The sequence below is a fragment of the Pantoea sp. V106_11 genome, from assembly GCF_029967885.1.
Taxonomy (GTDB): Bacteria; Pseudomonadota; Gammaproteobacteria; order Enterobacterales; family Enterobacteriaceae; genus Pantoea; species Pantoea ananatis.
The window spans coordinates 272,408-298,955 of the sequence record NZ_JASCAK010000029.1 but is presented as its reverse complement, the minus strand read 5'-3'; the positions used below and the strand labels follow the sequence as shown (position 1 = coordinate 298,955).

Here is a 26,548-nt window from a genome sequence, read left to right as displayed (position 1 = left end):
GGACACAGGTCACGCCTGTGTCCTCCTGAGGAGGCTTTCTATGCGCTACCAATGGCTGACACTCTGGCAATATGCCGATACCTTTCTCGCCGCGACCTGGTTAACGCTTCAGGTGACGTTGCTGGCTTTTATGCTGGCGCTGGTACTGGGACTGCTGGCCGCGCTGGCGAAATCTGCGACTTTTGCGCCTTTGCGCTGGTTGAGCCACGGCTACGTTGAATTTATTCGTAACACGCCCGTGTTGCTGCAGATTTTTATCGTCTTTTTCGGGCTTCCCTCGCTGGGCATTACCATGAGCGCCTTTACCGCGGGCGTGCTGGCGCTGGGGATTAACGTCGGTGCGTATCTGGCTGAGGTTTTTCGCGCCGGTATTCAGTCCGTCCCCAAAGGTCAGCTGGAAGCCGCCTGGATTCTTGGCATTAGTCGTCGCCAGCGATTTTTAAACGTGGTCATGCCACAGGCCGCGCGCGCCGTCTGGCCCGCGATTATTAACAACCTGATTCAGCTACTGTTGGGCACCTCACTGCTGTCAGCCATTGCGCTACCGGAGTTGACGGGAACTGCAACGGTCATCAATGCGCGTACGCTGCTCTACATTCAGACATTCAGCGTCGTCGCGCTGGTCTATCTGTTTCTCAGTAACCTGTTTTCCTGGCTAGGCAATGTCGCGGGACGCCGACTGTTTATGCCGCCGCTGGTTGTTTCGGTCAAACGGCCCATCTGGACGCAGGCGAAAAGAATGTTTTCCCATACGATTAAACGGGAGCCAGCCCAATGAGTGAATTGATCCTCAGCAGTCTGCCGCTCCTGTGGCGCGGTCTGGTGATTACGTTATTGCTGTCGGTCGCTGCCATTGCGGGCAGCACGTTGCTGGGTTTACTGGCCGCGATTTTGCGTACCAGCCGCATCCCTGTCGCCCGGCAAATTGCCGTGATCTATACCGAGCTGTTTCGCGGCACGCCCGTGCTTATCACGCTGATGTTTATTTACTTTGGCGTGGCCTATTTCGGGTATGACATCAACCTGTTTGCCGCAGGCATTTTGGGCCTGAGCATTTATCAGGGCGCTTACATTGCCGAGATTTTTCGTGGCGGGATTGAAGCCGTGCCGAAAGGACAGTGGGAAGTTTCGTGGATCCTTGGGCTCTCCAGGCGGCAGACTTTCACCAGCGTGATTCTGCCGCAAACTCGCGGCATCGTATTGCCGCCGCTGGTGGGTCAGTATCTGTCGCTGATTAAAGATACCTCTATCGTCAGCATGATAGGCATGTCGGAACTGATGCATCAGGGCCAGGCCATCGTCGATCGCATCGGACAGCCCGTAGTGGTTTATGGTCTGGTTGCCCTGCTCTATTTCGTTATCTGTTTTCCGCTTTCCCGCTGGGTCCAGCATCAGCAAACCAGGAACTCGTTATCATGAAAAATGCAGCCATTACTCTGAGCCGGATTACGAAGTCATTTGGCGCTACGCAAGTTCTGAAAGAGATCAGCCTTGATGTCTCGCCCGGAGAGGTGCTGGTGCTGATCGGCGCATCCGGTTCCGGTAAAAGTACCGTACTACGGATCATGAGTGGTCTGGAAAAGGCCGACGGCGGCGAAATTTGGGTTAACGACGTTCCGCTGCACGACCCAAAACGCAATCGTGATATTTGTGGTCAGGTGGGGATGGTGTTCCAGCAGTTCAACCTGTTTCCTCATAAAACCGCCCTCGGCAATGTCACCCTGGCGCTGATAAAAGCGCAGAAGCTGTCAGTGGCCGAGGCGAATTCGCGCGGGATGGCAGCGCTGGAGCGCGTTGGACTGGCTGACCGCGCCGATCACTATCCTTCTCAGCTCTCCGGGGGACAGCAACAACGTGTGGCCATTGCGCGCGCTCTGGCGGTGCAGCCAAAAATCATGTTCTTTGATGAAGCCACGTCCGCTCTCGATCCTGAATTAGTCGGTGAAGTAATGGAAGTGATGCGCGGGCTGGCGCGCGAGGGCATGACAATGGTGGTGGTGACCCACGAAATGGGGTTTGCCCGGAAAACAGCCGATCGCGTTGTTTTTATGGATCAGGGCGTGATTGCTGAGCAGGGTAAGCCGGACGACATTTTTGTTCATCCGCAGAATCCGCGCACGCAACAGTTTCTGTCACGCGTGCTTGAGCACTAAGGAGCCGCCATGTCTTTGCATTTTCCGCTGGTCGCAGACGCGAAGCTGGACACTGCGCAGCCGTCGCCCCGCTTTAAATCGGTTGCCGGTGAGGGCGATGCTCCCCTTAAGGTCGGCACCGCCGTGCTGAGTAGCGAAGATGTCTTTTCGCCCGTCATGGTAATGAAACAGTCCGCTCTGGAAAACAACCTACGGCAGTTAGCGGCGTTTTGTCAGGAGAAAGGCGTCATGCTGGCGGCACATGGCAAAACCTCAATGGCACCGGCAGTCTTACGCCGGGCCGTGACCCAGGGCGGCGCGTGGGGGATCAGCGCAGCAACACCTGCTCAGGTGCGCGCCCTGCGCCATTTCGGTATCCGCAACGTGTTTCTGGCAAACGAATGTGTCGATCCTGGCGGAATTCGCTGGATTGGTGAATGGCAGCGTCGGCATCCTGACCACGGCTTTCTCTGTTACGTTGACTCCCTGGCGGGCGTCACGCTGCTGGAGCAAAACCTGGGCGACACGGCCATTGCGGTCTTGATTGAAGTGTCGATTCCCGGCGGCAGAACAGGATGCAGAACCGAAGAGGAGGTGCTGGCGATTGCTGAGCGCATCGCCCAAAGTCGCCATCTTCATCTTGTTGGTGTCGCAGGCTACGAAGGCGCGCTGGGTGCCGGGCGGGATGCGGCTGGCGTGGCGTTAATTCAGCACTACTGCAACGTTATGCTGGACTGCGCCAGAATGCTGGCTGAACGCCAGCTGTTCCACAGCAAGACGATTCTGCTCAGCGCAGGCGGGGGGGCGTGGTTTGATGTGGTGACAGCCTGTTTTACCCAGGCCGTTTTGCCGCTGCCGGTTCAGCCTTTGATTCGCTCGGGTGCCTACATGGCACACGACAGCGGGCTCTATTCGCGTATAGCGCCTTTTTCTCAGCCCGGTGCTGACCACCATTTTGAAGCGGCCCTGGAAATCTGGGGGCGCGTGCTTTCCCGCCCTGAATCTGGTCTGGCGCTGCTGGATTTCGGCAGACGGGACGTGCCCTTCGATCAGGATTTGCCCGTGCCTTTGTGGATTCGCCAGCCGGATGGCACCGCGCCACGAAACGGCACGCATCTGCACATCAGTGAGGTTAACGATCAGCACGCCTATTTACGCGTGCCTGACGATGAATCGCTGATGCCGGGAGACTGGGTCGGATGCGGTATTTCTCATCCGTGCACGGCATTTGATAAATGGCGTTATCTTCCCTTAGTGGATGATGAATACCGGGTGGTGGACAGCGTCGAGACGGCGTTTTGATCGCAGCCGACATCCTTCCCCTGAGGCGATGACGGAGGCCATAGCAAAACGGGCGACCCCAGAGGATCGCCCGTTACCAGAACTAAGCGCGTCAGTTAGCCTTCGTGCAGGCCGCACTCACGTTTCAGGCCAAAGAAACGCGTTTCTTCTTCTGCCATCCCCGGCTCCCACTTGCGCGTGGTGTGCGTATCTCCGACAGACAGATAGCCTTCCTCCCACAGCGGATGGTATTTCAGGTTGTGGGTTTGCAGATACTGATGAATCTGGCGGTTATCCCAGTCAATAATTGGCAGCACTTTAAACACGCCGCGCTGCACGCCCAGTACCGGCAATGTGGCGCGGCTGCCTGACTGATCGCGTCGCAGGCCCGCAAACCAGGTTTGGGCGCCCAGGGTTTCCAGCGCCCGATTCATCGGCTCAACTTTGTTGATCTGGTTGTACTGTTCAATGCCCTCTACCCCTTTCTCCCACAGCTTGCCGTAGCGGGCTTCCTGCCACGCTGGCGAGGTTTCCGCCCGGAACACCTGCAGGTTAAGGTTAAGCTGGTCAGCCAGTTCATCAATAAAGCGGTAGGTTTCCGGAAACAGATAACCGGTATCGGTGAGGATGACCGGAATATCCGGTTGTACGCGCGTCACCAGATGCAGCGATACCGCAGCCTGAATGCCAAAGCTGGACGAGAGCACGTAAGCCCCCGGCAGATTTTCCAGTGCCCAGCTTACACGCTCTTCAGCCGTGGCTTTTTCCAGTTGGGCGTTGGTTGCCGCCAACGCCATCGCGCGCTGGACCTTCGACATCTCATTCAGTGCTGCAAGATCGATACTCATTTTGCCTCCTGCCAGAAGTCGCGCGCAGGATCCAACACCGGCGTAACAATGCCAGCCCGAATCACGAAGTCACCAAAGCCTTCTGCGGCCTCGCGCTCTTTCGCCCAGCGACCTACCAGCTCATCAAGTGTGGCGAGAATTTCACTTTCAGTAATATTTTCGCGATACATACGTGGAATGCGCGTTCCGATGCGGTTACCCCCGATATGCAGGTTGTAACGGCCCGGCGCTTTCCCCACCAGGCCCACTTCTGCCAGCATGGCACGGCCACAGCCGTTCGGACAACCGGTAACGCGTAACACTATGTGCTCTTCGCCTACGCCATGGCTGTGCATGATCTCTTCGACTTTCGTCACGAAAGACGGCAGAAAACGTTCAGCCTCCGCCATCGCCAGCGGACAGGTTGGAAACGCCACGCAGGCCATCGAGTTTTCCCGCTGGGCCGTCACGTTTTCCATCAGGCCGTGTTCGCGGGCAATCGCTTCAATCTGCGCTTTTTGGCTTTCCGGCACGCCTGCCACAATCAGGTTCTGGTTGGCGGTCAGACGGAAATCGCCCTGATGGATTTTGGCGATTTCCGCCACGCCGCTTTTCAGCGGACGTCCCGGATAATCCAGCAGACGACCGTTTTCGATGAACAGCGTCAGATGCCACTTGTTATCAATGCCCTTGATCCAGCCAATGCGATCGCCACGGGTGGTGAATTCGTAAGGACGTGTCGGCGCAAACGTGACACCGGCGCGCTTCTCGACTTCCGCCTTAAACGTCTCTACGCCTACGCGTTCCAGCGTGTATTTGGTTTTGGCGTTTTTACGATCGGTACGGTTGCCCCAGTCGCGCTGGGTCGTCACTACCGCCGCTGCCACATCCAGGATCTTATCCACCGGGAAGTAGCCAAATTCGCTGGCGGTGCGCGCGTAGGTGGCTTTATTACCGTGCTCGATAGACAAGCCGCCGCCCACCAGCAGGTTAAAGCCCACCAGCTTGCCGTTTTCCGCAATCGCGATAAAGTTCAGATCGTTAGCGTGCAGATCAACATCGTTATGCGGCGGAATCACCACCGTGGTTTTAAACTTACGCGGCAGGTAGGTCTGGCCCAGGATCGGCTCTTCGTCGGTGGTCGCCACTTTTTCCTGATCCCACCAGATCTCGGCATAAGCGCGGGTTTGCGGCAGCAGATGCTCTGACAGCTTTTTGGCCCACTCATAGGCTTCCTGATGCAACTCAGACTCCACTGGGTTTGAGGTGCAGAGGACGTTACGGTTAACGTCATTCGCTGTCGCCAGCGCATCCAGCCCCACTTCGTGCAGCATCTGGTGCGTCGGCTTCACGTTCTTCTTCAGAATGCCGTGAAACTGGAAAGTCTGACGGTTGGTCAAACGGATGCTGCCGTAAAGGGTTTTATCGGTAGCAAATTTATCAATCGCCAGCCACTGGGTCGGCGTAATGATCCCGCCCGGCAGACGACAGCGCAGCATCATCGCATGGCGAGGCTCAAGTTTTTGCTCCGCACGTTCAGCACGAATATCGCGGTCATCCTGCTGGTACATGCCGTGAAAACGGATCAGCAGGAAGTTATCGCCGCTGAAACCACCGGTCAGGCCCTCGTCGAGGTCCTCAAGGATGGTACCGCGCAGGTAGTTGCTCTCTTTTTTTAAACGCTCAGCGTCGGTAAGTTTGCCTTCAACCACCAGCGGGCCAGGGTATTTTTCAGTCATTAGTAAACGTCTCGCTGATAACGGCGCTCAATGCGCAGCTCACTTAAAAATTCGTCAGCCGTTTCACGATCCATAGCGCCGTGTTCGACCACCACATCCAGTAATGCCTGCTCAACGTCTTTTGCCATACGATTGGCGTCGCCGCAGACGTAAAGGTGCGCGCCTTCCTGTAACCAGCTCCACACCTCCGCACCCTTAGCGCGGATTTTATCTTGTACGTAAATTTTCTCGGCCTGATCGCGCGACCAGGCCAGATCGATATTCGTTAACAGGCCATCTTTCACGTATTTCTGCCATTCCACCTGATACAGGAAATCGTCAGTAAAGTGTGGATTGCCAAAGAATAGCCAGTTTTTACCGCTGGCGCCGTCGTTCTCGCGCTGCTGCATAAAGGCGCGGAACGGCGCAATACCGGTGCCAGGCCCAATCATAATGACCGGTGCATCCGGGTTGGCGGGCAGGCGAAAATTATCGTTGTGTTCGATAAACACGCGCACCTCACCGTCTTCTTCAATGCGATCCGCCAGCCAGGTGGAAGCGCCGCCGCCGCGCGGGCGCCCTTCAATATCAAAGCGCACGGCCCCCACGGTGATATGTACTTCGGTATCGGTTTCGGCCTGAGACGAAGCGATAGAGTAAAGACGCGGCGTTAACGGACGCAGCAAGCCGGATAACTGTTCTGCGCTCAGTTGGGCTGGTGCCAGACGAACCATATCAACAATCGGATAGCGTTGCGCATACTGCTGCAGTTTGGCTTTATCATCCACCAGTGACAGCAGTTCGTCGTTACGCGCTAAGCTCGCATATTGCGCCACGATTTGCGCCGTATTGACCGTTAACTCAAAATGTTTCTGCAACGCCTCTGCCAGCGGTAACGTCTGGCCCTGCACCTCAACCGGCTCATCGCCTTTTAGCCACACCAGTTCAAGCAGCTCGTTAACCAGCGCGGCGTCATTCTCATACCAGACGCCCAGCGCATCACCAGGCTGGTAGCGTAACCCTGAATCGCCCAGGTCGATCTCGATATGACGCACATCTTTGTCCGAATCGCGCCCGGTAATTTTCTGGTTCACCGCCAGGCTGGCACTAAGCGGCTGCTCTTTAGTGTAAGGGCTGGTGAAGACTTCGTTCACGCTGCCGGCGACGGTTGCCGCACTCTGGGCCGGTGACGCTGCCGGTACGCGTTCTTTCAGTGCAGCAGTAATTGCCGCGCGCCAGGCGCTGGCCTGCTCGGCATATTCAACATCCGCATCGACCCGATCCAGCAGTCGTTCTGCACCCAGCTCGGCCAGGCGGCTGTCAAAATCTTTGCCCGCTTTGCTGAAGAATTCATAGGAGGTATCGCCCAGACCAAACACGGCAAAGGCCGCGCCGTCCATTTTGGGCGCTTTCTTAGACATCAGGAATTTATGCAGCGCAACGGCCTCTTCCGGTGGTTCGCCTTCGCCCTGCGTCGAGGTCACGACAATCAGAATTTTTTCCTGGCCAATCTGCTTAAATTTAAAGTCGCCCGCGTTGACCAGATTCACGGTCAGTTTTGCCGCCTGCAGGTCATCGCGTAACTGCTCGGCTACCCGGCGGGCATTGCCGGTTTGTGAGGCAGAGAGCAGCGTAATCGCCGGGGTTTCAGCCTGCGCAGGCGCGCTGGCAACCGCCTGGCCTGGCGTTTGATTGACCATGCCCCAGAAATAGCCAGAGAGCCAGGCCATCTGAGTGGTGGAAAAATCTGTCGTTGCTGCCTGTAAACGAGCAAGTTGCTCCGGAGAGAGCGGAAGCATTGAGCCTGGTGCCTGAGTCGTCATCGCGATAAAAATTCCAGTAGCAGAAGTCCGGACCGAATAGTAGCGGAAGAGAAGAAAGGGTACAGGCTGCTATATTAACGATTAAATACGCCTTCGACATATCAAATAACCAAAATGACTAAATGGTTTTTCAGATAAAATTAATCGTTAAAAGTGGTAAGAATATTGAGAGTTAACACACTCAGGTAATCACGGCGCTCACTGGACTTTACGACGGGTGATCGCGGCAAATTGCTGGGTTAACAACAGGAAAACGACCAGGAGCGACGACAGGTGCCAGGCATTATCACCGCGTTACCGCAAGCAATGGCGGAGCAGATTCTGCAAAAACTGGGGTTTAGCGCGCCTCCCGCTCCTGATGAGGTCGGACTGAGTGAGATATATCGCGCCTGGTGCCAGTCGGTACCCTTTGATAATCTTCGCCGCCGTCTGATGACTGACCACGACAGCGCCCTCCCCTTGCCCGGCAGCACGGCAACCGACTTTTTCACTCACTGGTTAACCTATGGCACAGGCGGCACCTGCTGGGCGGGCCATGGCGCGCTGCGTGCCCTGCTGATATACGTGGGATTCAACGTGCAGTTTGGCCTTTCCACCATGCTGTCCTCACGTCCGGCGCCCGCAGGTTCCCCCGGTCATGGCATGCTGTTTGTTAACATGGATGCAGGCACGCGGGTGGTTGACAGCACGCTGCTCCATGGCCATCCGCTCCCGCTGGAAGCCAGGCTGAATCCCCATCCCGTCTGGGGCACACGCGTTTATGAGCGAGACGGCAGTTGGTACATACACTGGAAACCGCTGGGTCGGGCAGGAATCGACTGCAAAATTCTGACTACCGACCTCCCCGTTGACGCGTTTCAGTCACGTCATCAACAGAGCCGACATAGCAGCCGCTTTGACGGTGCCTTGCTGATTCGCCGCGCCAGCGCCGGGAGCATCACCGGAATCGTGAAGGGAGAACGGGTTATCAGGGACCCTGACGGAAAAGAAACCTTTACGCCGCTGTCACGTTCAGAGCAGCAACGGCTGCTGATTGAGGATTACGGCATAGCGGAAGCTATCGTGGCGCGGCTTCCGGCTGACGATCCGGGTCATGGCTGAGCGCATTTTGGGAAAGGCGCGCGAATCCTTTTACTATTCTGGCTTAATCGTCGTTTAACGGCGCTTAGCAGATGCGAAAAACTGCCCTTTCAGGTAGAATTCAGCCGTTTTTAATGCCTGAGAGCGATTATGTCTACCACGTTATTTAAAGAGTTCCAGTTCGAAGCCGCACACTATTTACCCAATGTGCCGGCAGGACACAAATGCGGCCGTCTGCACGGTCACTCATTCCTTGTTCGTCTGGAAATTACCGGTGAAGTGGATGCGCATACCGGCTGGGTCATGGATTTTGCTGAGCTGAAAGCGGCGTTTAAACCCCTCTATGACAGGCTCGATCACTATTATCTTAATGAGATCCCCGGACTGGAGAATCCCACCAGCGAAGTCCTGGCAAAATGGATTTGGGATCACATGAAGCCTCGCCTGCCGCTGCTGAGTGCGGTGATGATCAAAGAAACCTGTACTGCAGGCTGCACCTATCGCGGTTAATCTGCTCTGTACGGCAGCGCAGGGCCGGTCACCCGCTTACTGACCTGTTGATCGGCCTGCTGCCGCCTCTCCTGCACGACATCAGCTGAACTCTCCTCCTCTGTGTGACGTCATCCTTCTGTCATCTTTCCCCACCAGGCTGTTCTCTCCTTCATTAAAGATCAAGAGAATCAACAATGAACCTGGTAAAACCGCTTTTTGCTTGTCTCTTCTTTATCACCGCCTCTGCCGCCGTTCAGGCGGAAAACATCCTCAGCTTTCCACAACCCGATTCACTGCCCGACGAATTCTATGCCGTGACGGAAATTCCCGCAGGCGGAATCATCAAATATGAAACCGATGCGAAAACCGGTTTTATCGTTGCCGATCGTTTTCAGTCGATGCCGGTCGCTTATCCGGCAAACTACGGTTCGCTGACGCAATCGCTGGGCGGCGATAACGATCCGCTGGATGTGATCTTCTACACCCGCGCCCCACTTGCGCCCGGGACATTAATTAAACTGCGCCCGATTGGCGTACTGAAAATGATCGACGGTGGCGAAGTGGATGACAAAATCGTGGCGGTTCCGGCCAGCAAAGTCGATCCGACCTATGATGCGATTCAGACGGTCGCCGATCTGCCAAAGCTGGAACAGCAGCGGCTGGAAGCGTTCTTTCGCGTCTATAAAGCGCTGCCGGAAGGGCGTAAAAACGTGGAGCTGAAGGGATTCGAAGACGCCAGCGCGGCCAAAGCGGAGATCAAACAGGCTTTTGAGGCCTGGAAAGCGAAGCAATAACGGTCAGGCGGCGAGAGGCCGCCTGAGTCTTATCAGGCGATGTTCAGATATTTATGTGTCTGCATCGACAGGCGCCAGTTGCGCGCAATACAGGTCTCAATACAAAGTTTTGTCGCCTCATCTTTGCGGCTAATTGGCTGCAGCGCAATGATTCGAGCTTTGCTGTCCTGAATGCCAGCCAGCAGGTCGTCTAACGCCTCCACATCACGTTGCCGGGCAACCGGATGTTTGATTTCATCCGCACGGCTCAGGGCCTGAGCCAGCACGTCGTATCCGCCGCGCATATTTACCTTGGGTGAAACGGTAACCCAGGTTTGTTCGGAACAGTGGATTTCATGGGTTCCGCTGGTTTCAATCTGGCATTGAAATCCTGCCGCCTCCAGCGATGCGGTCAGCGGGCGTAAATCGTAAATGGCCGGTTCGCCGCCAGTGATCACCGCATGGCGGGCCGTCCAGCCCTGTTGCGCGATGCTGCTGAGCAGCGTCGCCGTATCGGCGTTGCCCCAGGCATCGCTTTCCACCGTTTTGACCAGAATATCGCCTAATGATGTTTCCCGATCCGCCTGTTTTTCCCAGGTGTGTTTGGTGTCACACCAACTGCATCCTACCGGACATCCCTGTAAGCGGATGAAAATAGCCGGCACGCCGGTGTAATAACCTTCGCCTTGCAGCGTCTGGAACATTTCGTTAATCGGGTACTGCATAATGGTCTCTGTGGTTTTAGCAAAACGCGATTATCGCAGAACTCCGGGTTGAGATCATGTCAGGTGATGCGGCGTGGCTGACTCTGTCTAAGGCAAGCCGGATTTTTGCGTTTATCCAGAGGCGAATTTCACTGATTATTGTGAGCTGATTAGCACTATTTGGCCCGTTGCTGGCTCTTTGTCCTGCAAATTGATCGTCATCATTCCTCCGCTTACATCCCACTTTTAGCATCGCCTTTTGTCGCCAAAGATGTAAGGAAATAAACGATGACTGACTCTTCTCAATCCGAACCGCTTAAGGTCGGAACGGGCGCTTACCTGGCCTTGCTGTTTGCCATGGTGTTTTTCTCCGGTCTGCTTGGCGGAAAAGAGTGGTATGGCGTGTTTGACTTCACCACATTAAACGGGGCATTCGGAAAAGTGGTATCCGGTGTCAGTCTTCAAACCGACACCCTGGATGTCGCGCAAAGCGCCTTTCGGGGAAAAGGCGGTTATGGGGCAATGGATGGGTTCCTGTTCGCATTTGGCTTGATCCCTGCAGTTATGTTTGCGTTAGGCATGATCAACGTGCTTGAGCACTACGGCGCACTTCGTGCAGCCCGTAAGCTACTTACCCCGCTACTGCGGCCTCTGATGGGGATCCCAGGCTCAACCGGGCTGGCCATGATTGGGAGTCTGCAAAGCACGGATGTTGGCGCATCATTAACCCGCGTACTGGCTGATGAAGGGCAGATCACGGAAAAAGAAAAAACAATTTTTACTATGTTTCAGTTTTCCGCTGGCGCGATGATTACCAACTTTTTCTCCTCCGGTGCGGTGCTGTTTACCCTGGTAGCGCTTGATGGCTCGCATGCCGTTCCAGCCTCAATTGGTCTGTGCGTGGCGGTAATGTTCGTCATGAAAATCGTGGGCGCTAATCTGGTTCGCCTGATCCTGACGATCGGCGAACGCAGACAAGGTACAGAGGTAAAAAATGACTGACTCAGCTAAACCGATGATCACCGATGTCTTTGTGGCCGGAGCGCGAAAAGGCTGGACCATCGCGACGACCAGCACACTGCCTAACGTTCTGATGGCCTTCATTATTATTTATGCCCTGGAACTCACCGGCACGCTGGCTGGCATGGCATGGCTGTTCGGCCCCCTGATGCGGCTTTTCGGCCTGCCGGGCGAGGCCGCCGCGGTGCTCATTGGCGGCTGGATGTCCATGGGCGGTGGCGTGGGCGTTGCCATCAGTTTATTTGAGCGAGGGATTCTGACCGGTGCCCATCTGGCTATCCTGGCGCCAGCCATCTACCTGATGGGTTCACAGGTCCAGTACGCTGGACGCATTCTTGGCGTGATCGGCACTCCAGCAAAACGTATCCCTTTGATGATTGCCCTGTCGGTGCTGAATGCCTTCGGCGCCATGATAGTTATGCGACTGATGATTGCGGAGTAACCTATGGAATTAACACAGTATCTTCAGGAACTGGAACAGGTTGTCAATATTGACTGCGGAACGGGCTCGGTGGAAGGCGTGGAACAGGTATACCAGCACTTTCAGCAATGGTATCAACAGGATGGCTGGCACTGTCAACGTGTTGAGCTGGACGACAAGGTGGGCCCGGGCCTGCTGGTTACCAACAAACCTGATGCAGAGCATTATGATGTTTTACTGGTGGGGCATATGGATACCGTTTTTCCTGTCGGAACGGTGGCTGCACGTCCTTTCTCTCTTGAGGGCGATCGCGCCAGAGGCCCCGGCGTGGCGGACATGAAAGGGGGATTGCTGACCATTCTCTGGGCATTACGTGGGCTGAATCACGCTGAGCGCGATCGTTTATCTATTGCCGTCGCCATGAATCCCGATGAAGAAACCGGATCGGTGTATTCTCATCACTGGTTGACCGGGCTGGCAAAACGCAGCCGTTGCGTGCTGGTTGGCGAAGCGGCGAGAAGCGATGGCTCACTGGTCAAAGCACGGAAAGGCATGGCGCGGTATCGGCTGAATTTTAGCGGCGTTGCTGCGCATTCGGGCAACGATCCCGATAAAGGCCGTTCAGCCATCAACGCACTGGCGTACAGCGTCATTGCCGTTGCGAACCTGGCCGATCCCGCACAGGGCACAACGGTAAACACCGGCGTGATCTCAGGCGGGGACGCGGCAAATATTGTGCCAGACCACGCAGAGATGATCGTAGACGTGCGCTTTCAGCTTAACGCTGAGTTTGAGCGGGTCAACATGGCGATGAAAGCCCTTGCGCATTCTGAGACGGAGCCCGGCGTAACGACGCAGGTTACCCAGCAGGCTTACACGCCTGCCATGACGCCAGATGCTAAAACAGAAGCGCTAATGCAGATCGTCGAGCAAGCCGGGCAAACAGAAGACATTGAGATTAGCTGGCAGGCTGTAGGCGGGGGCTCAGATGCCAACCATACCGCCGCAGTGGGCACGCCCTCACTGGATGGGTTTGGCCCCATCGGCGCAAATTTTCATAGCCCGTCTGAATATATGGAACTGAACAGCATTGAACCGCGCATTCGTTTACTGAAACGCATCATTCAGTCGCTGTAATGCTGTGGCTGCACAGGCTGCGGTCAGCGCCGCGACCTGTGCCGTCTATACCTCGGACTAGATCTTCAGGTCCACCCAGACTGCCGCATGATCCGAGGCGGCATTCACCTCTTTTTTCAGTTCGGGATAGGTTTCCCATTTTACCGGGCGCACGCCTGGCCACATCCCTTTGCGCCACACGCCGCCCTTTTCCACTTTTTTCCACAGCGCGGGGGACAGTAAAATGTAGTCAATTTTATTACTGGCGCTGCAGCCGCCCCAGGTTCCTGGATAGCCGCCGTTATCAAATTTTTCATGGGTGAAGATATCTTTCAGATCGGTTTCTTTCAGCAGAGGTGCCAGCGCCTCGCTGTCCGGCGTATCGTTAAAGTCTCCGGTGATAGCAATCAGCGTTTGTCCCTCTTTAATTCGCTGCTGATAAATTGCCTTCACCCGTTCGGCCTGCAGTTTACGGCGGGCGTCGGAAAGCGTTTTGGCACCGTAGCCTTTGCTTTTAAAATGGTTAACCAGCACGTGCAGGGTTTGTCCATCGGGTAGCGGAATCGCAAATTCGGGACAATCGCGCGAGAAAATCAGGTCGCCCTGCTTATCCTTATCATCAACGTGGCTGCGAATGGTGTCGATTGCGAAGCCTGCTCCTGTCATCAGGCCAACATCTATGCCCCGCTCATCGTTGCCGTCAATCACCATGACGTGGCCAAAAGGCGTTCCCTGGCGCGCAGGCAGCATGGCGTTATTAAATTCCAGTAAAGCGGGCCGGCTTTCTGCCTCAACAACGGTCAAAATATCTGCCTTAAGGTCAATCATGACCTGCGCTGTTAATCCCATAGCTATTTCATCTACCGGCGCACGCCGCAGTTCCAGCGAACCGACCCAGTCGGCGCGTCCTGCGGCAATAATCTTTATTCCGCTGTTGTCTGTGGGGCGGGTTAAAAGCTTTCCCCGGTTACGCCGCAGGATAACAAAGGGGCCGGTATCTGACTTTTGCAGCCCCAGCGCCTCCATCAATTCCACCATTTGCTTCTTAGTCGCATCGCTGTATTCCACCTGCCCCAGCAGTGCATTCAGTTGGGCGAATTTTTCCAGCGTCGGTTTGCCCTCACGCCATTCGTTTTGGTTCATTGCTCTGGCGCGATCGAACAGGTTTTCCACGTTATAAGAAGCCAGTCTCATGCGTTTCCCCCTTCTGCCTGTCAGAAATATGAACCTGAAGCGCGTGCTTCAGGCCAGCGGTAAGGTGCGGGGTCAGCCCGGCGCACCTTGCTCGTTATTCAGTGTCGGTGGGTTTTATTAAGAACGGATGTAAACAGCATAGACGTCGCGCAAAAAGATGGCGGAAGCTGCATAAGGTCCGGGCATAAAAAAACCCGCCACGTGGGCGGGTTATGATCAGAAGTCAGACGGCAGTAAACTTACTGACCTTTAACTTCTTTCAGACCGTTGAAGGGGGCTTTTGAACCCAGCGCTTCTTCGATACGGATCAGCTGGTTGTACTTAGCAACACGGTCAGAACGGCTCATTGAACCGGTTTTGATCTGGCCCGCAGCTGTACCGACCGCCAGGTCAGCGATGGTCGCATCTTCAGTTTCGCCTGAGCGGTGAGAGATCACAGCGGTATAGCCTGCATCTTTCGCCATTTTAATTGCAGCCAGGGTTTCGGTCAGTGAACCGATCTGGTTGAATTTGATCAGGATAGAGTTAGCGATGCCTTTCTCGATACCTTCTTTCAGGATTTTGGTGTTGGTTACGAACAGGTCGTCGCCCACCAGCTGGATTTTGTCGCCCAGCACTTTGGTCTGGTAGGCGAAGCCATCCCAGTCAGACTCGTCCAGGCCATCTTCGATAGAAACGATCGGATACTGTTTAGTCAGATCTTCCAGGAAGTGGGTGAACTCTTCTGAGGTAAACGCTTTACCGCCTTCACCGGCCAGAACGTATTTGCCATCTTTGTAGAATTCAGAAGCCGCACAGTCCATGGCCAGGGTGATGTCTTTACCCAGCTCGTAACCGGCTGCTTTTACCGCTTCAGCGATAACGGCCAGCGCTTCGGCGTTAGAACCCAGGTTTGGCGCATAGCCACCTTCGTCACCCACCGCCGTGCTCATGCCTTTGCTTTTCAGCACTTTTGCCAGGTTGTGGAACACTTCAGAACCCATACGGATCGCTTCTTTAACGTTTGAAGCGCCAACCGGCTGAATCATGAATTCCTGAATGTCGACGTTGTTGTCTGCATGTTCGCCGCCGTTGATGATGTTCATCATTGGCAGTGGCATTGAGTATTTGCCCGGGGTGCCGTTCAGCTCAGCGATGTGCTCATACAGCGCCTGACCTTTAGAGGCCGCTGCGGCTTTCGCTGCTGCCAGGGAAACAGCCAGAATGGCGTTAGCACCGAAGTTAGATTTGTTCTCAGTACCGTCCAGGTCGATCATGATTTTATCGATGTTCGCCTGATCTTTCGCGTCTTTGCCTTTTACCGCTTCAGCAATCGGGCCGTTAACCGCAGCAACGGCTTTGGTTACGCCTTTGCCCAGGAAACGGGATTTGTCACCGTCACGCAGTTCCAGTGCTTCACGAGAACCGGTAGATGCACCTGAAGGTGCCGCAGCCAGACCAACGAAACCACCTTCCAGGTGAACTTCTGCTTCAACAGTTGGGTTGCCACGTGAGTCGATAATTTCGCGACCGATGACTTTTACGATTTTGGCCATTACGATTTTCCTCAGTACAAGTTAGTCAATCCTAAGACAAACAACGCGCGAAAAGTTCGCGCGTTGTTCGTTAAACTTATTTCGCTAAACGCTTCTGATGCTCATGTGCTGCTTTCACAAAACCCGCAAACAACGGATGACCATCGCGAGGCGTCGATGTGAACTCAGGGTGGAACTGGCAAGCAATAAACCATGGATGATTCGGGATCTCAATGATCTCAACCAACTGATCGTCACCTGAACGACCTGCCACGCGTAAACCCGCTGCCTCAATTTGCTTCAGCAGCATGTTGTTCACTTCATAGCGGTGACGATGGCGCTCAACAATGGTGTCAGAACCGTACAGCTGGCGAACCTTACTTTCCGGATTCAGCTGGCACTGCTGGCTGCCCAGGCGCATGGTGCCACCCAGATCGCTCTGTTCAGTACGCACTTCCACGTTGCCTTCTTCGTCACGCCATTCGGTGATCAGTGCCACCACCGGATACTTACAGTCTGGCACAAATTCAGTGGAGTTAGCGCCTTCCATTCCGGCGACGTTACGGGCGAACTCCATCAGTGCGACCTGCATGCCGAGGCAGATGCCGAGATAAGGCACGTTGTTTTCACGCGCGTATTTCGCCGTCATTAGCTTGCCTTCTACGCCACGGTAGCCAAAGCCACCAGGGATCAGAATGGCATCCAAATCTTTCAGCAATTCGACACCACGGGTTTCAACGTCCTGTGAGTCGATCAGCTTGATGTTTACGGTCACACGATTTTTCAGACCGCCGTGCTTCAGCGCTTCAATAACGGATTTATAGGCGTCCGGCAGCTCGACATATTTGCCCACCATGCCAATGGTGACTTCGCCGCCCGGATTGGCTTCTTCATAAATCACCTGCTCCCACTCGGCCAGATTGGCTTCCGGGGCGTTCAGGTTGAAACGCTTACAGATGTAGTCGTCCAGGCCCTGTGATTTCAACATGCCAGGAATTTTATAAATTGAATCGACGTCTTTCAGCGAGATAACGGCTTTTTCCGGCACGTTGCAGAACAGGGCAATTTTGCCACGCTCATTGGCTGGCACCGCACGATCGGACCGGCAGATGAGCACGTCAGGCTGAATACCGATGGAGAGCAGCTCTTTGACCGAGTGCTGCGTCGGCTTGGTTTTCACCTCGCCTGCGGCAGCCATGTAAGGCACCAGCGTCAGGTGCATATACATCGTATGCTCGCGGCCCACATCCACCGCCATCTGACGAATCGCTTCCAGGAACGGCAGGGATTCGATATCACCGACCGTACCGCCGATTTCGACCAGCACCACATCGTGGCCTTCACCGCCTTCAAGAATGCGCTCTTTGATCGCATTCGTGATATGAGGGATGACCTGAATAGTGGCGCCAAGGTAGTCACCGCGACGCTCTTTGCGCAGGACTTCTGAGTAGATACGGCCCGTGGTGAAGTTGTTGCGGCGCGACATTTTAGTGCGGATGAAGCGCTCGTAGTGACCCAAATCCAGATCGGTTTCGGCACCATCATCGGTGACAAACACTTCACCATGCTGAGTAGGGCTCATGGTACCCGGATCGACGTTAATGTACGGATCCAGTTTCATGATGGTCACATTCAGACCACGCGCTTCGAGAATGGCTGCGAGGGAGGCTGCGGCAATGCCTTTACCCAGAGAGGATACGACCCCGCCGGTCACAAAAATATAATTCGTTGTCATGCTGAACCTGAGAGTTTAGGTTTAAAGACGGTGGAATAACCAGGACGGGAAAACAGTATACTGGAAACCGCTATCAGCCACAATTGATGAATCACATCCCTCTCCCAAAGCATTGCTGCGGGTAACATAGCGGATAGCGGTAAATAAAATTTTGACCTGCGTCACAAATCTGACGTCAGGCTGAATCGAGTAAGCTCGAGCGCACACTTTATGCGCGGTACAGGAATAATCAGCTTTTTTCCGTTGCCTTCACCTGCTGCCAGGCGGCCTCCATCTGTTCCAGCGTCGCCCCCGGCATTGTCAGGCCCTGCGCGCTGATAATAGCTTCTACCGCGCGGAAACGTCGCTCAAACTTGTCGTTGGCTTTCTGCAGCGCCGTTTCGGCCTTGCTGCCCAAATGACGAGAGAGGTTAACGGTCGCAAACAGGAGATCGCCAATCTCTTCTTCCAGTTTTTGGGGATCGATAACGCTTTGCTGCGCTTCATGCATGACTTCGTCAATCTCTTCATGCACCTTATCGACCACCGGCCCCAGTGTGCTCCAGTCAAAGCCCACGTTGTGGCATCGTTTCTGAATTTTATGGGCGCGCATCAGGGCTGGCAGGGCTTTGGGAATATCGTCCAGCGCCGAGTGCTGGGCTTTTTCTGCCCGTTCGGCGCTTTTAATCGCTTCCCAGTTTTTTAACACGTCTGCGCTGTTCTCTGCCGTGCCGTCCGCAAAAATGTGTGGATGGCGGCGTTCCAGCTTGTCACTGATGGCATGGCAGATATCATCAAAATTAAAACGCCCCTGCTCCTGGGCCATCTGGGCATAAAACACCACCTGAAACAGCAAATCGCCCAGCTCCCCCCGCAGATCGTCGAAGTCCTCGCGCTGGATGGCGTCCAGCACTTCATAGGTTTCTTCCAGCGTGTAAGGCGCGATAGTGGCAAAGGTCTGCTCGCGATCCCACGGGCAACCCTGCTGCGGATCGCGCAGGGTTTTCATAATGCCCAGCAGGCGATCAATTGACGTCATAGGGAAATCCTTCAGGTGTTCAGTTGGCATAACAGCGGTGATAAAAGCAGCCAGGCGCACGTCGGTCAAGACATGCGCCTGATAACGGACGATTAGTGCAGGCGGCGGGCATCGATAATGTCAGGCACCTGATTCAGGCGAGACAGCACGCGCCCCAGGACCTGATGGTTATAAATCTCGATGTCCATATCAATGGTGGCGAGCTGTTTTTTGGTATCGCTGCGGCTTGAAACGCCCAGGACGTTAACCTTCTCATTCGCGAGGATGGTGGTGATATCGCGTAACAGCCCGCTACGATCGTTGGCCGTCACCCTTACGACCAGCGAATAGCCGCTGGAGTAGCTTTCGCCCCATACGGCATCCACAATGCGCTCGGGCGCGGTGGAAATCAGCTCAGACAGTTGGTCGCAATCGGCGCGGTGAATCGAAATGCCCCGTCCGTGCGTGATAAAACCCACGATGTCGTCACCCGGAATCGGCTGACAGCAGCGTGCAATATGGTGCATCAGGTTGCCCACGCCTTCCACGACCACACGGCCGCTCTCTTTGCGTGACGTTGGCGCATGCGATTTTTGTGTGAGCTGGCGCAGGGCTTCACGATCCTGCTCTTCCGCCGTCGGCTTATTGAGCTTCGCCTGCAGGAAATTCACCATCTGATGAAGGCGAATGTCCCCCCCGCCGATGGCAGCCAGCAACTCGTCCAGCGAGGTAACGTTATAGCGCGGCAGCAGCAGTTTCTCGGCTTCACGCAGGCTGATATCCATCTGATTCAGCTCGTTATCCAGAATCTGACGGCCGGCAAGAATGTTTTTATCGCGATCCTGCTTGCGGAACCAGTTATGAATCTTGGCGCGGCCTCGGCTGGTGGTGATGAACCCCAGGTTAGGGTTCAGCCAGTCACGACTCGGATTCGGCTGTTTTTGGGTGATGACTTCCACCTGATCGCCCATCTGCAACTGATAGGTGAAGGGCACGATGCGGCCACCAATCTTGGCACCGATGCAGCGGTGACCGATATCGCTGTGAATGTGGTAAGCGAAATCCAGCGGGGTAGAACCTGCCGGCAAATCGACCACGTCCCCTTTTGGCGTAAAGACATAGACGCGGTCGTCAAATACCTGGCTGCGCACCTCTTCCAGCAGCTCGCCGGAATCCGCCATCTCTTCCTGCCATGAGATCAGCTTACGTAGCCAGGCAATGCGCTCTTCGTGACCTGCCGCGCCGCGCGCATGGCTGGACGACGGCCCTTCTTTGTATTTCCAGTGCGCGGCGACGCCCAGCTCAGCGTCCTCATGCATCTGGCGGGTACGGATCTGGATCTCGACGGTTTTGCCCTCGGGCCCCAGAACCACGGTATGAATGGACTGATAGCCGTTAGGTTTGGGGTTGGCGACATAGTCGTCGAACTCGTTGGGCAGGTGGCGATACAGCGTGTGCACCGTGCCCAGCGCGCCGTAGCAGTCCTGCAGTCGCTCGGCGACAATACGCACCGCGCGAACATCAAATAGCTCATCAAACGCCAGCGACTTCTTCTGCATCTTGCGCCAGATGCTGTAGATATGTTTAGGACGGCCGTACACTTCGGCCCGCACGCCCTCTTTTGCCATCTCTTTGCGCAGATTATCGACAAAGTTATCGATGTACTGCTCACGGTCGATGCGGCGCTCGTGCAGCAGCTTAGCGATGCGCTTGTACTCGTCGGGATGCAGGTAGCGGAAGCAGTAATCTTCCAGCTCCCACTTAAGCTGACCAATGCCCAGGCGGTTCGCCAGCGGGGCATAAATATTGGTGCTCTCTTTCGCCGCCAGTACGCGTTCATCTTCCGGCGCGTCTTTAACTTCGCGCAGGTTCATGATGCGCTCAGCCAACTTCAGCACCACGCAGCGGAAATCTTCCACCATGGCGAGCAACATACGGCGGACATTATCCACCTGCTCAGAAGCCATTGAATCGTTATGAATGGCTTTCAGCTGACGAATGGCGTCCATATCGCGGACCCCGTGCACCAGCGAAACGATGCCCGGACCGACGGTTTTTTCCAGCTCTTCTTCGCTGACAACTTCGTCATTCGCAAGCGGGAAAATCAATGCGGCGCACAGGCTTTCGATATCCATGCTGAGCATCGAGAGAATTTCCACCATCTCGATGCCGCGCCACAGCAGCAGCGACTGGTGAGGATGCCCCTGAGTCTGCGCTTCACAATAGCGCCAGGTTTCAGCAAGGCGATCACAGGAATGCGGGTTAGCAACGCCAAGACTGGCGATCCACTGGTCAAGGGCAAACTCCCCTTCCGTATTTAAATGCGCACTTCTGACCGCAACCATATCCTCTCCTGCACAGCGCCCCTGCCGGACACTTATATTTTTTTTCTGAACAGCACCATGGATTCGAGATGACGGGTATGAGGAAACATATCCAGCATCGCGACCCTTTCCAATTGGTAACCCGCTGACAGCAATGTTTCACTGTCACGTGCGAGTGTCACAGGATTACACGAAACATAGACCACGCATTCTGGCGATAATTTGACGACATGTGCCATGACACCTGCCGCCCCAGCGCGAGCCGGATCGAGTAATACCTTGTTAAATCCCTGCATAGCCCAGGGCTGGCGCGAAACATCTTCTTCCAGATTATGCTGGAAGAATTTGACGTTTTTTAGCGCATTCACGTCAGCATTATACTCTGCCTGCTGCACTAATGCTGCAACGCCCTCCACACCCACGGCACTTTGTACCGATTTTCCTACAGGAAGCGTAAAGTTTCCCATGCCGCAAAACAGATCCAGCACCCGATCTTCAGGTTGCAAATCCAGCCACGCAATGGCCTTCGCCACCATCTGCTGATTCACCGTATCGTTGACCTGAATAAAATCCTTTGGACTGAAGATTAGCTCAAGCTGGTGAGAATGATAAAACGGCTGCCGATCGCCAGATGCGCGCAGCGTCTCGCTTCCATCATCCAGAAACAGCATCAGTTGGTGCTGATGCGAAAAACGTTCCAGTTTTGCAATATCATCGGTACTTAATGCATCGAGATGGCGCAATAACAGCACCGGGCCGTTGTCAGCCAGCACCAGCTCAACATGACCTAAGCGTTTGACAGCATTAAGCATAGTGAGACAATTGCGCAGCGGAATAATCAGCGCTTCAAGCTGGGGCACCATGATGGGGCACTGCTGGATATCGACGAGATCGTTGGTGGCCGCCTGGCGAAACCCCATCAGCAACTGCTGTGTTTTGTTCTGCCACTGCAGGCCAAGCCTGACGCGGCGACGGTAGCCCCAGGCCGGTCCGGCAATGATCTCATCAACCGCCACCGGCTGGTTCGCTGCCTGGGTCAACATCCGTGCCAGCGCACGTGATTTACTTTGCTGTTGTAACGCCTCGTCGACATGCTGCTGCTGACAACCGCCACAGCGGCTAAAATGGGGACAGCGCGGCGCAACCCGTGAAGGACTGTGGTTAAGCAGGCGCACGGCTTTCGCTCTGGCATACTGGCGTTTATCCTCCAGCAGGGTGACCTCGGCCTGCTCTCCGGGCAGCGCGCCCGAGACAAACAGGGTTTTGCCCTTGTAGCGGGCAACGCCCTGACCAAACGGGTCGAGGTCTTCAATGGTGACGGTGATCCGTTGTTGGGTCGTCACGCGCTGTTTTGCGGAGTAAAATTGCGCCATAGTGTGGTTCTTTCTCTTTAAGATTCGATGTGCACAAGGTTCAGCAGATGCACAGGGACGTTCATGCCGGACAGCAGGCGACTATTATGACCAAATACAGCCTGCGGGCGCGAATGATGATTTTAATTTTGGCCCCAACGTTGATGGTTGGGTTACTGCTCAGCTCATTTTTTGTCGTGCATCGTTATAATGAGCTGCAGCGCCAGGTCATCGATGCCGGGGCCAATATCATCGAACCGCTGGCGGTTTCTACCGAATACAGCATGACATGGCACAATCGTGACGCGCTGCGTGAACTGGTCAGTTTACTGCATCGCCGCCATTCCGGGATCGTGCGCGCCATCTCCGTTTTCGACGATAATAATCAGCTTTATGTCACCTCTAATAATCACCAAAACCTGAGTCTGGAAAGCAAGCAGGCTATTCGCGCGCTGCCTGAGGATGTGTCCGTTGAAGGCAGTGGCAACCTGCTGATCTTACGCAAGCCGATTATCTCTGAACGTTACGCCGTGGATGAGCTGCCGGGTCAGGATGCCAAACCCGCAGGTAACCCGTTGGGCTATGTGGCGATAGAGCTGGATCTGCAATCCGTGCGCTTACAGCAATATCGGGAAGTTTTTATTGCTACCCTGATGCTGCTGTTCTGCCTGTGTATTGCCATGCTGTTTGCCTATCGCCTGATGCGGGACGTCACCGGCCCTATTCGTAATATGGTCAGCACCGTTGACCGAATTCGCCGTGGACAACTGGACAGCCGGGTTGAAGGCCATATGCTGGGTGAATTGAGTATCCTGAAAAACGGTATCAACGCGATGGCGATGTCGCTCACCGCCTATCACGAAGAGATGCAGCACAATATCGATCAGGCCACATGGGACCTGCGGGAAACGCTGGAGCAGTTGGAGATTCAGAACGTCGAGCTGGATCTGGCCAAAAAGCGCGCGCAGGAAGCCGCCCGTATCAAATCCGAATTTCTGGCAAATATGTCGCATGAGTTGCGTACGCCGCTTAACGGCGTGCTGGGCTTTACCCGTCAGATGTTGAAAACGCCGCTGCGCACCACGCAGCGCGACTACATGCTGACCATTGAGCGCTCGGCCAACAATCTCCTGTCCATCATTAATGACGTGCTTGATTTTTCCAGACTGGAAGCCGGCAAGCTGATGCTGGAGTCCATTCCCTTTCCGTTGCGCGCCACCCTGGATGAAACCCTGGTTTTACTGGCCCCATCCGCCCATGAGAAGGGGCTGGAGTTGACCGTGGTCTGCGATAACAGCGTGCCGGACAACGTGATTGGCGATGCGCTCCGCCTGCAGCAGATCCTGATCAACCTGATGGGCAACGCGATTAAATTTACCGAAAAAGGGACCATCAATTTACGGGTAGAACAGCACACGATTACGGCGACGCATGTTGAACTGGAGATTCAGGTTCGCGACACAGGCATTGGCATTTCTGAAGAGCAGCAGGCCCAGCTGTTTCAGGCCTTTCGCCAGGCGGATGCCAGCATTTCCCGCCGCCACGGAGGATCGGGGCTGGGGCTGGTCATTACCCAAAAACTGGTAAGGGAAATGAACGGGGAGATCACCTTCGTCAGCCGTCAGAACCACGGCTCTACCTTTTGGGTGCGCGTTAAACTAGACCTCAATCCCAATGCACCGAGTATGCCTCGAGTGCTGGATGCACTGTCGAACACGCGCATGGCCTATGTGGAGGCGAACCCCGACGTCGCCAGCGCGGTGGTAGAGATTTTAGGTGCCACGCCGTTGCAGGTTGAGCACAGTTTAACCCTGGAGGGTCTGAGCCAGTCGCGCTATCCCATTGTGTTAATGGCCATGCCGGTCAACGCCAGCCAGCCGCAGGTGCTTGAGGACAGGCTGATCCATACGCTTTTGGAGCGCGCCGACCAGGTCATTATGGCGCTGCCGAGTCCGATGATGTTACTGGCCGATGAGCTGAAAGTGCGTGGCATTGATGGCTGCATCGCAAAACCCGTCTCGCAGACGCGCCTGTTGCCGATGCTGCTGGAGCTGCATGCCCGTCACAGCAGCGAACTATCGGCCTCACCGCGTCTGCCGCTGACCGTGATGGCCGTGGACGACAATCCCGCGAACCTCAAGCTGATTGGGGCGCTGCTGGAAGAGCAGGTTCAACACATCGTACTGTGCAATAATGCGGAGCAGGCCATCCGTGTGGCCCACAGGCAAGTGCTGGACGTGATCTTAATGGATATACAAATGCCCGATATTGATGGCATTCGGGCCAGCGAGATCATCCGCACGCTGCCCAACCACGCAACCACCCCGATAGTCGCCGTCACCGCCCACGCTATTGACGGTGAACGCGAACATCTTATCCGGGCCGGCATGAACGACTACCTGGCCAAGCCTATTGATGAAAACAAGCTCGCTCAGGTCCTGGCCCGCTATATGCCCAGCCCGAGCACCACGGCGCCCGAGATCCCCCCAATATTACCCACGCTGGACTGGAAGCTGGCATTACGCCAGGCAGCGAATAAGCCGGATCTGGCGCGGGATTTACTCCGAATGCTGTTGGCATTCCTGCCGGAAGTGCACGGTAAAATGGCGCAGTTTATCGCCGACAACGACGCGACCTCCCTGCGTGAGATCATTCATAAACTTCACGGCAGCGCCAGCTACAGCGGCGTCCCGCGGATGAAACAACTGTGCCGTAAGCTTGAGAAAGAGCTTCATCAGGCAAGCGATATCGAAGCGCTGGAGCCGGAACTGCTGGAGCTTCAGGATGAAATGGAGAACGTCGCCAGACAGGCACGGCGCATCCTCTCCATGCCTTAGCCGGGCATACTGCGGAAGAACGAACGGCCCTGTCAGGTGAAGGGCCGTGAATACGCTTAGTGAAACCCGGCGATTTTCATTGTGGCAGCCACATTGCGCGCGGTGAGACGGACATTGTTTTCTGCCCCTTTTAGCGCCTCATCCAGCGAGCAAATACGGTAAAGCACGCTAAATACGGCATCCAGGCCATGCTGATGCACCACACCGACATCGTCAGTCAGGCTACCGGCAATGCCTATCACGGGAATATTAAAACGCTTAGCGACCTTTGCCACACCAATCGGCACCTTGCCCTTGATGCTCTGGCTGTCGATTCGCCCCTCGCCGGTAATGACCAGATCGGCATCTTTTACCTGCTCCTCCAGGCCCAGCGCTTCCGTCACAATCTCAATCCCACGGCGTAATTCCGCCTGACAAAACGCGTGCAGCGCAGCCCCCATGCCACCGGCAGCGCCGCCACCGCTGATCTGCAGCACATCAATACCCAAATCGCGCTGAATAAGCGCAGCGTAATGTGTCAGGGCTCGATCCAGTTGCTCAACCCGTTCTGGCGTCGCGCCTTTCTGGGGGCCAAACACCGCAGAGGCACCGTGATCGCCCGTCAGCGTATTGGTTACATCGCAGGCCACTTCAACGCGGCACTGCCGAATGCGCGGGTCCAGTCCGGTAACGTCAATGCTTGCCAGGTCAGGCAATGCGCCACCTCCCCGACCAATTTGCTCGCCTTGTTTATCCAGCAAGCGAGCGCCCAGCGCCTGCATCATGCCAGCACCACCGTCATTGGTGGCGCTGCCACCGATACCGATAATGATGTGTCGGACGCCTTTATCCAGCGCGTTTTTAATTAGCTCCCCAGTCCCAAACGAGGTGGTGATCAGGGGATCCCGCTGCGCTGCCGGTACCAGCTCCAGGCCGCTGGCCGCCGCCATCTCGATATAGGCGGTATCTTCATTACCCGACAGGCCGTAAAACGCCTCGACAGGTTCACCCAGCGGACCGGTGACCTTTAACCTGACCCGCTTTCCCTGGGTCGCAGCCACCATGGCTTCCACCGTGCCTTCACCACCATCAGCAACCGGTATTTTCACATAATGGGCATCGGGAAAAACCTCACGGAACCCCGCTTCGATTGCCGATGCCACTTCCAGGGCCGAAAGACTTTCTTTATATGAATCCGGTGCGATTACGATTTTCATAGGCAATCCAGG

General features: G+C 55.3%; 22 protein-coding genes. 11 read left to right on the top strand and 11 right to left on the bottom strand.

Annotated elements, in window-relative coordinates; all coding sequences use genetic code 11:
* Positions 1–40 precede the first annotated feature (40 nt).
* The 4 genes from QLG08_RS13660 to QLG08_RS13645 are packed head-to-tail and all read left to right on the top strand — an operon-like array spanning position 41 to position 3,434.
* Positions 41–778, top strand: a complete 738-nt coding sequence (locus QLG08_RS13660) for an amino acid ABC transporter permease (protein ID WP_013026931.1) — start codon at positions 41–43, stop codon at positions 776–778.
* On the top strand, positions 775–1,419 hold the full coding sequence (locus tag QLG08_RS13655; protein ID WP_013026932.1) for an amino acid ABC transporter permease: 645 nt from the start codon (positions 775–777) through the stop codon (positions 1,417–1,419). The genes QLG08_RS13660 and QLG08_RS13655 overlap by 4 nt, the downstream gene beginning before the upstream one ends.
* Positions 1,416–2,153: an amino acid ABC transporter ATP-binding protein gene (locus QLG08_RS13650; protein WP_013026933.1), complete on the top strand. Its 738-nt coding sequence runs from the start codon at positions 1,416–1,418 to the stop codon at positions 2,151–2,153. Before QLG08_RS13655 ends, QLG08_RS13650 begins: the two co-directional genes overlap by 4 nt.
* 9 nt (positions 2,154–2,162) lie before the next feature.
* Complete coding sequence (locus tag QLG08_RS13645) at positions 2,163–3,434, top strand: alanine racemase (protein ID WP_105078927.1); 1,272 nt, start codon at positions 2,163–2,165, stop codon at positions 3,432–3,434.
* A gap of 95 nt (positions 3,435–3,529) precedes the next feature.
* Here QLG08_RS13645 and QLG08_RS13640 read toward each other — a convergent pair whose 3' ends face one another.
* From QLG08_RS13640 to cysJ, 3 genes are read right to left on the bottom strand one after another with little or no spacing between them, the layout of a single operon-like run.
* Complete coding sequence (locus QLG08_RS13640; protein WP_019104723.1) at positions 3,530–4,261, bottom strand: phosphoadenylyl-sulfate reductase; 732 nt, start codon at positions 4,259–4,261, stop codon at positions 3,530–3,532.
* Positions 4,258–5,979: an assimilatory sulfite reductase (NADPH) hemoprotein subunit gene (gene cysI / locus QLG08_RS13635; RefSeq protein ID WP_014594442.1), complete on the bottom strand. Its 1,722-nt coding sequence runs from the start codon at positions 5,977–5,979 to the stop codon at positions 4,258–4,260. The genes QLG08_RS13640 and cysI overlap by 4 nt, the downstream gene beginning before the upstream one ends.
* Positions 5,979–7,781: an NADPH-dependent assimilatory sulfite reductase flavoprotein subunit gene (gene cysJ / locus QLG08_RS13630; protein ID WP_028715725.1), complete on the bottom strand. Its 1,803-nt coding sequence runs from the start codon at positions 7,779–7,781 to the stop codon at positions 5,979–5,981. Before cysJ ends, cysI begins: the two co-directional genes overlap by 1 nt.
* 273 nt (positions 7,782–8,054) lie before the next feature.
* Here cysJ and QLG08_RS13625 point away from each other — a divergent pair, with 273 nt between their 5' ends.
* The 3 genes from QLG08_RS13625 to QLG08_RS13615 all read left to right on the top strand — a co-directional run bounded on the left by QLG08_RS13625 (position 8,055) and on the right by QLG08_RS13615 (position 10,147).
* Complete coding sequence (locus QLG08_RS13625) at positions 8,055–8,882, top strand: hypothetical protein (protein ID WP_105078926.1); 828 nt, start codon at positions 8,055–8,057, stop codon at positions 8,880–8,882.
* Positions 8,883–9,011: 129 nt separating this feature from the next.
* A complete protein-coding gene (gene queD / locus QLG08_RS13620) occupies positions 9,012–9,371 on the top strand; it encodes a 6-carboxytetrahydropterin synthase QueD (RefSeq protein ID WP_013026939.1) in 360 nt (119 codons plus the stop codon).
* Between the two features lie 176 nt (positions 9,372–9,547).
* Positions 9,548–10,147 (top strand): inorganic diphosphatase, encoded by a 600-nt coding sequence (locus tag QLG08_RS13615; protein ID WP_013026940.1) that lies wholly within the window; start codon positions 9,548–9,550, stop codon positions 10,145–10,147.
* 32 nt (positions 10,148–10,179) lie between these two features.
* On the opposite strand, the gene queE is transcribed toward QLG08_RS13615, so the two are convergent.
* Positions 10,180–10,851 (bottom strand): 7-carboxy-7-deazaguanine synthase QueE, encoded by a 672-nt coding sequence (gene queE / locus QLG08_RS13610; RefSeq protein ID WP_013026941.1) that lies wholly within the window; start codon positions 10,849–10,851, stop codon positions 10,180–10,182.
* 267 nt (positions 10,852–11,118) lie between these two features.
* Between queE and QLG08_RS13605 the strand changes: the two genes are divergently transcribed.
* Genes QLG08_RS13605 through QLG08_RS13595 form a run of 3 tightly spaced genes read left to right on the top strand, consistent with a single transcriptional unit; the run spans position 11,119 to position 13,408 of the window.
* Positions 11,119–11,832: a nucleoside recognition domain-containing protein gene (locus QLG08_RS13605; protein ID WP_112900404.1), complete on the top strand. Its 714-nt coding sequence runs from the start codon at positions 11,119–11,121 to the stop codon at positions 11,830–11,832.
* Positions 11,825–12,292 carry a YjiG family protein gene (locus QLG08_RS13600; RefSeq protein ID WP_194761706.1) on the top strand — a complete coding sequence of 156 codons (468 nt, stop codon included), beginning with the start codon at positions 11,825–11,827 and terminating at the stop codon, positions 12,290–12,292. The genes QLG08_RS13605 and QLG08_RS13600 overlap by 8 nt, the downstream gene beginning before the upstream one ends.
* Before the next feature lie 3 nt (positions 12,293–12,295).
* Entirely contained in the window at positions 12,296–13,408 is a 1,113-nt protein-coding gene (locus tag QLG08_RS13595) for a M20 family metallopeptidase (protein ID WP_029570604.1), read from the top strand.
* Positions 13,409–13,465: 57 nt separating this feature from the next.
* On the opposite strand, the gene QLG08_RS13590 is transcribed toward QLG08_RS13595, so the two are convergent.
* From QLG08_RS13590 to rlmD, 6 genes are all read right to left on the bottom strand, one after another.
* A complete protein-coding gene (locus QLG08_RS13590; RefSeq protein ID WP_014594448.1) occupies positions 13,466–14,581 on the bottom strand; it encodes an endonuclease/exonuclease/phosphatase family protein in 1,116 nt (371 codons plus the stop codon).
* A 239-nt stretch (positions 14,582–14,820) separates the two neighbouring features.
* Positions 14,821–16,116, bottom strand: coding sequence for a phosphopyruvate hydratase (eno, locus tag QLG08_RS13585; RefSeq protein ID WP_013026946.1), 1,296 nt, complete (start codon positions 16,114–16,116; stop codon positions 14,821–14,823).
* A gap of 76 nt (positions 16,117–16,192) precedes the next feature.
* On the bottom strand, positions 16,193–17,830 hold the full coding sequence (gene pyrG, locus QLG08_RS13580) for a glutamine hydrolyzing CTP synthase (protein WP_013026947.1): 1,638 nt from the start codon (positions 17,828–17,830) through the stop codon (positions 16,193–16,195).
* A 229-nt stretch (positions 17,831–18,059) separates the two neighbouring features.
* Positions 18,060–18,848, bottom strand: a complete 789-nt coding sequence (mazG, locus tag QLG08_RS13575; RefSeq protein ID WP_028715728.1) for a nucleoside triphosphate pyrophosphohydrolase — start codon at positions 18,846–18,848, stop codon at positions 18,060–18,062.
* Positions 18,849–18,940: 92 nt separating this feature from the next.
* The gene (gene relA / locus QLG08_RS13570) at positions 18,941–21,172 is read right to left on the bottom strand and encodes a GTP diphosphokinase (RefSeq protein WP_013026949.1); all 2,232 of its coding nucleotides are present in this window, start codon (positions 21,170–21,172) and stop codon (positions 18,941–18,943) included.
* A 32-nt stretch (positions 21,173–21,204) separates the two neighbouring features.
* The gene (gene rlmD / locus QLG08_RS13565; RefSeq protein WP_014594451.1) at positions 21,205–22,524 is read right to left on the bottom strand and encodes a 23S rRNA (uracil(1939)-C(5))-methyltransferase RlmD; all 1,320 of its coding nucleotides are present in this window, start codon (positions 22,522–22,524) and stop codon (positions 21,205–21,207) included.
* Between the two features lie 86 nt (positions 22,525–22,610).
* Between rlmD and barA the strand changes: the two genes are divergently transcribed.
* Positions 22,611–25,340, top strand: coding sequence for a two-component sensor histidine kinase BarA (barA, locus tag QLG08_RS13560; RefSeq protein ID WP_026020900.1), 2,730 nt, complete (start codon positions 22,611–22,613; stop codon positions 25,338–25,340).
* A gap of 56 nt (positions 25,341–25,396) precedes the next feature.
* On the opposite strand, the gene QLG08_RS13555 is transcribed toward barA, so the two are convergent.
* Positions 25,397–26,536, bottom strand: coding sequence for a glycerate kinase (locus tag QLG08_RS13555; RefSeq protein WP_014605158.1), 1,140 nt, complete (start codon positions 26,534–26,536; stop codon positions 25,397–25,399).
* Between the last annotated feature and the right edge of the window lie 12 nt (positions 26,537–26,548).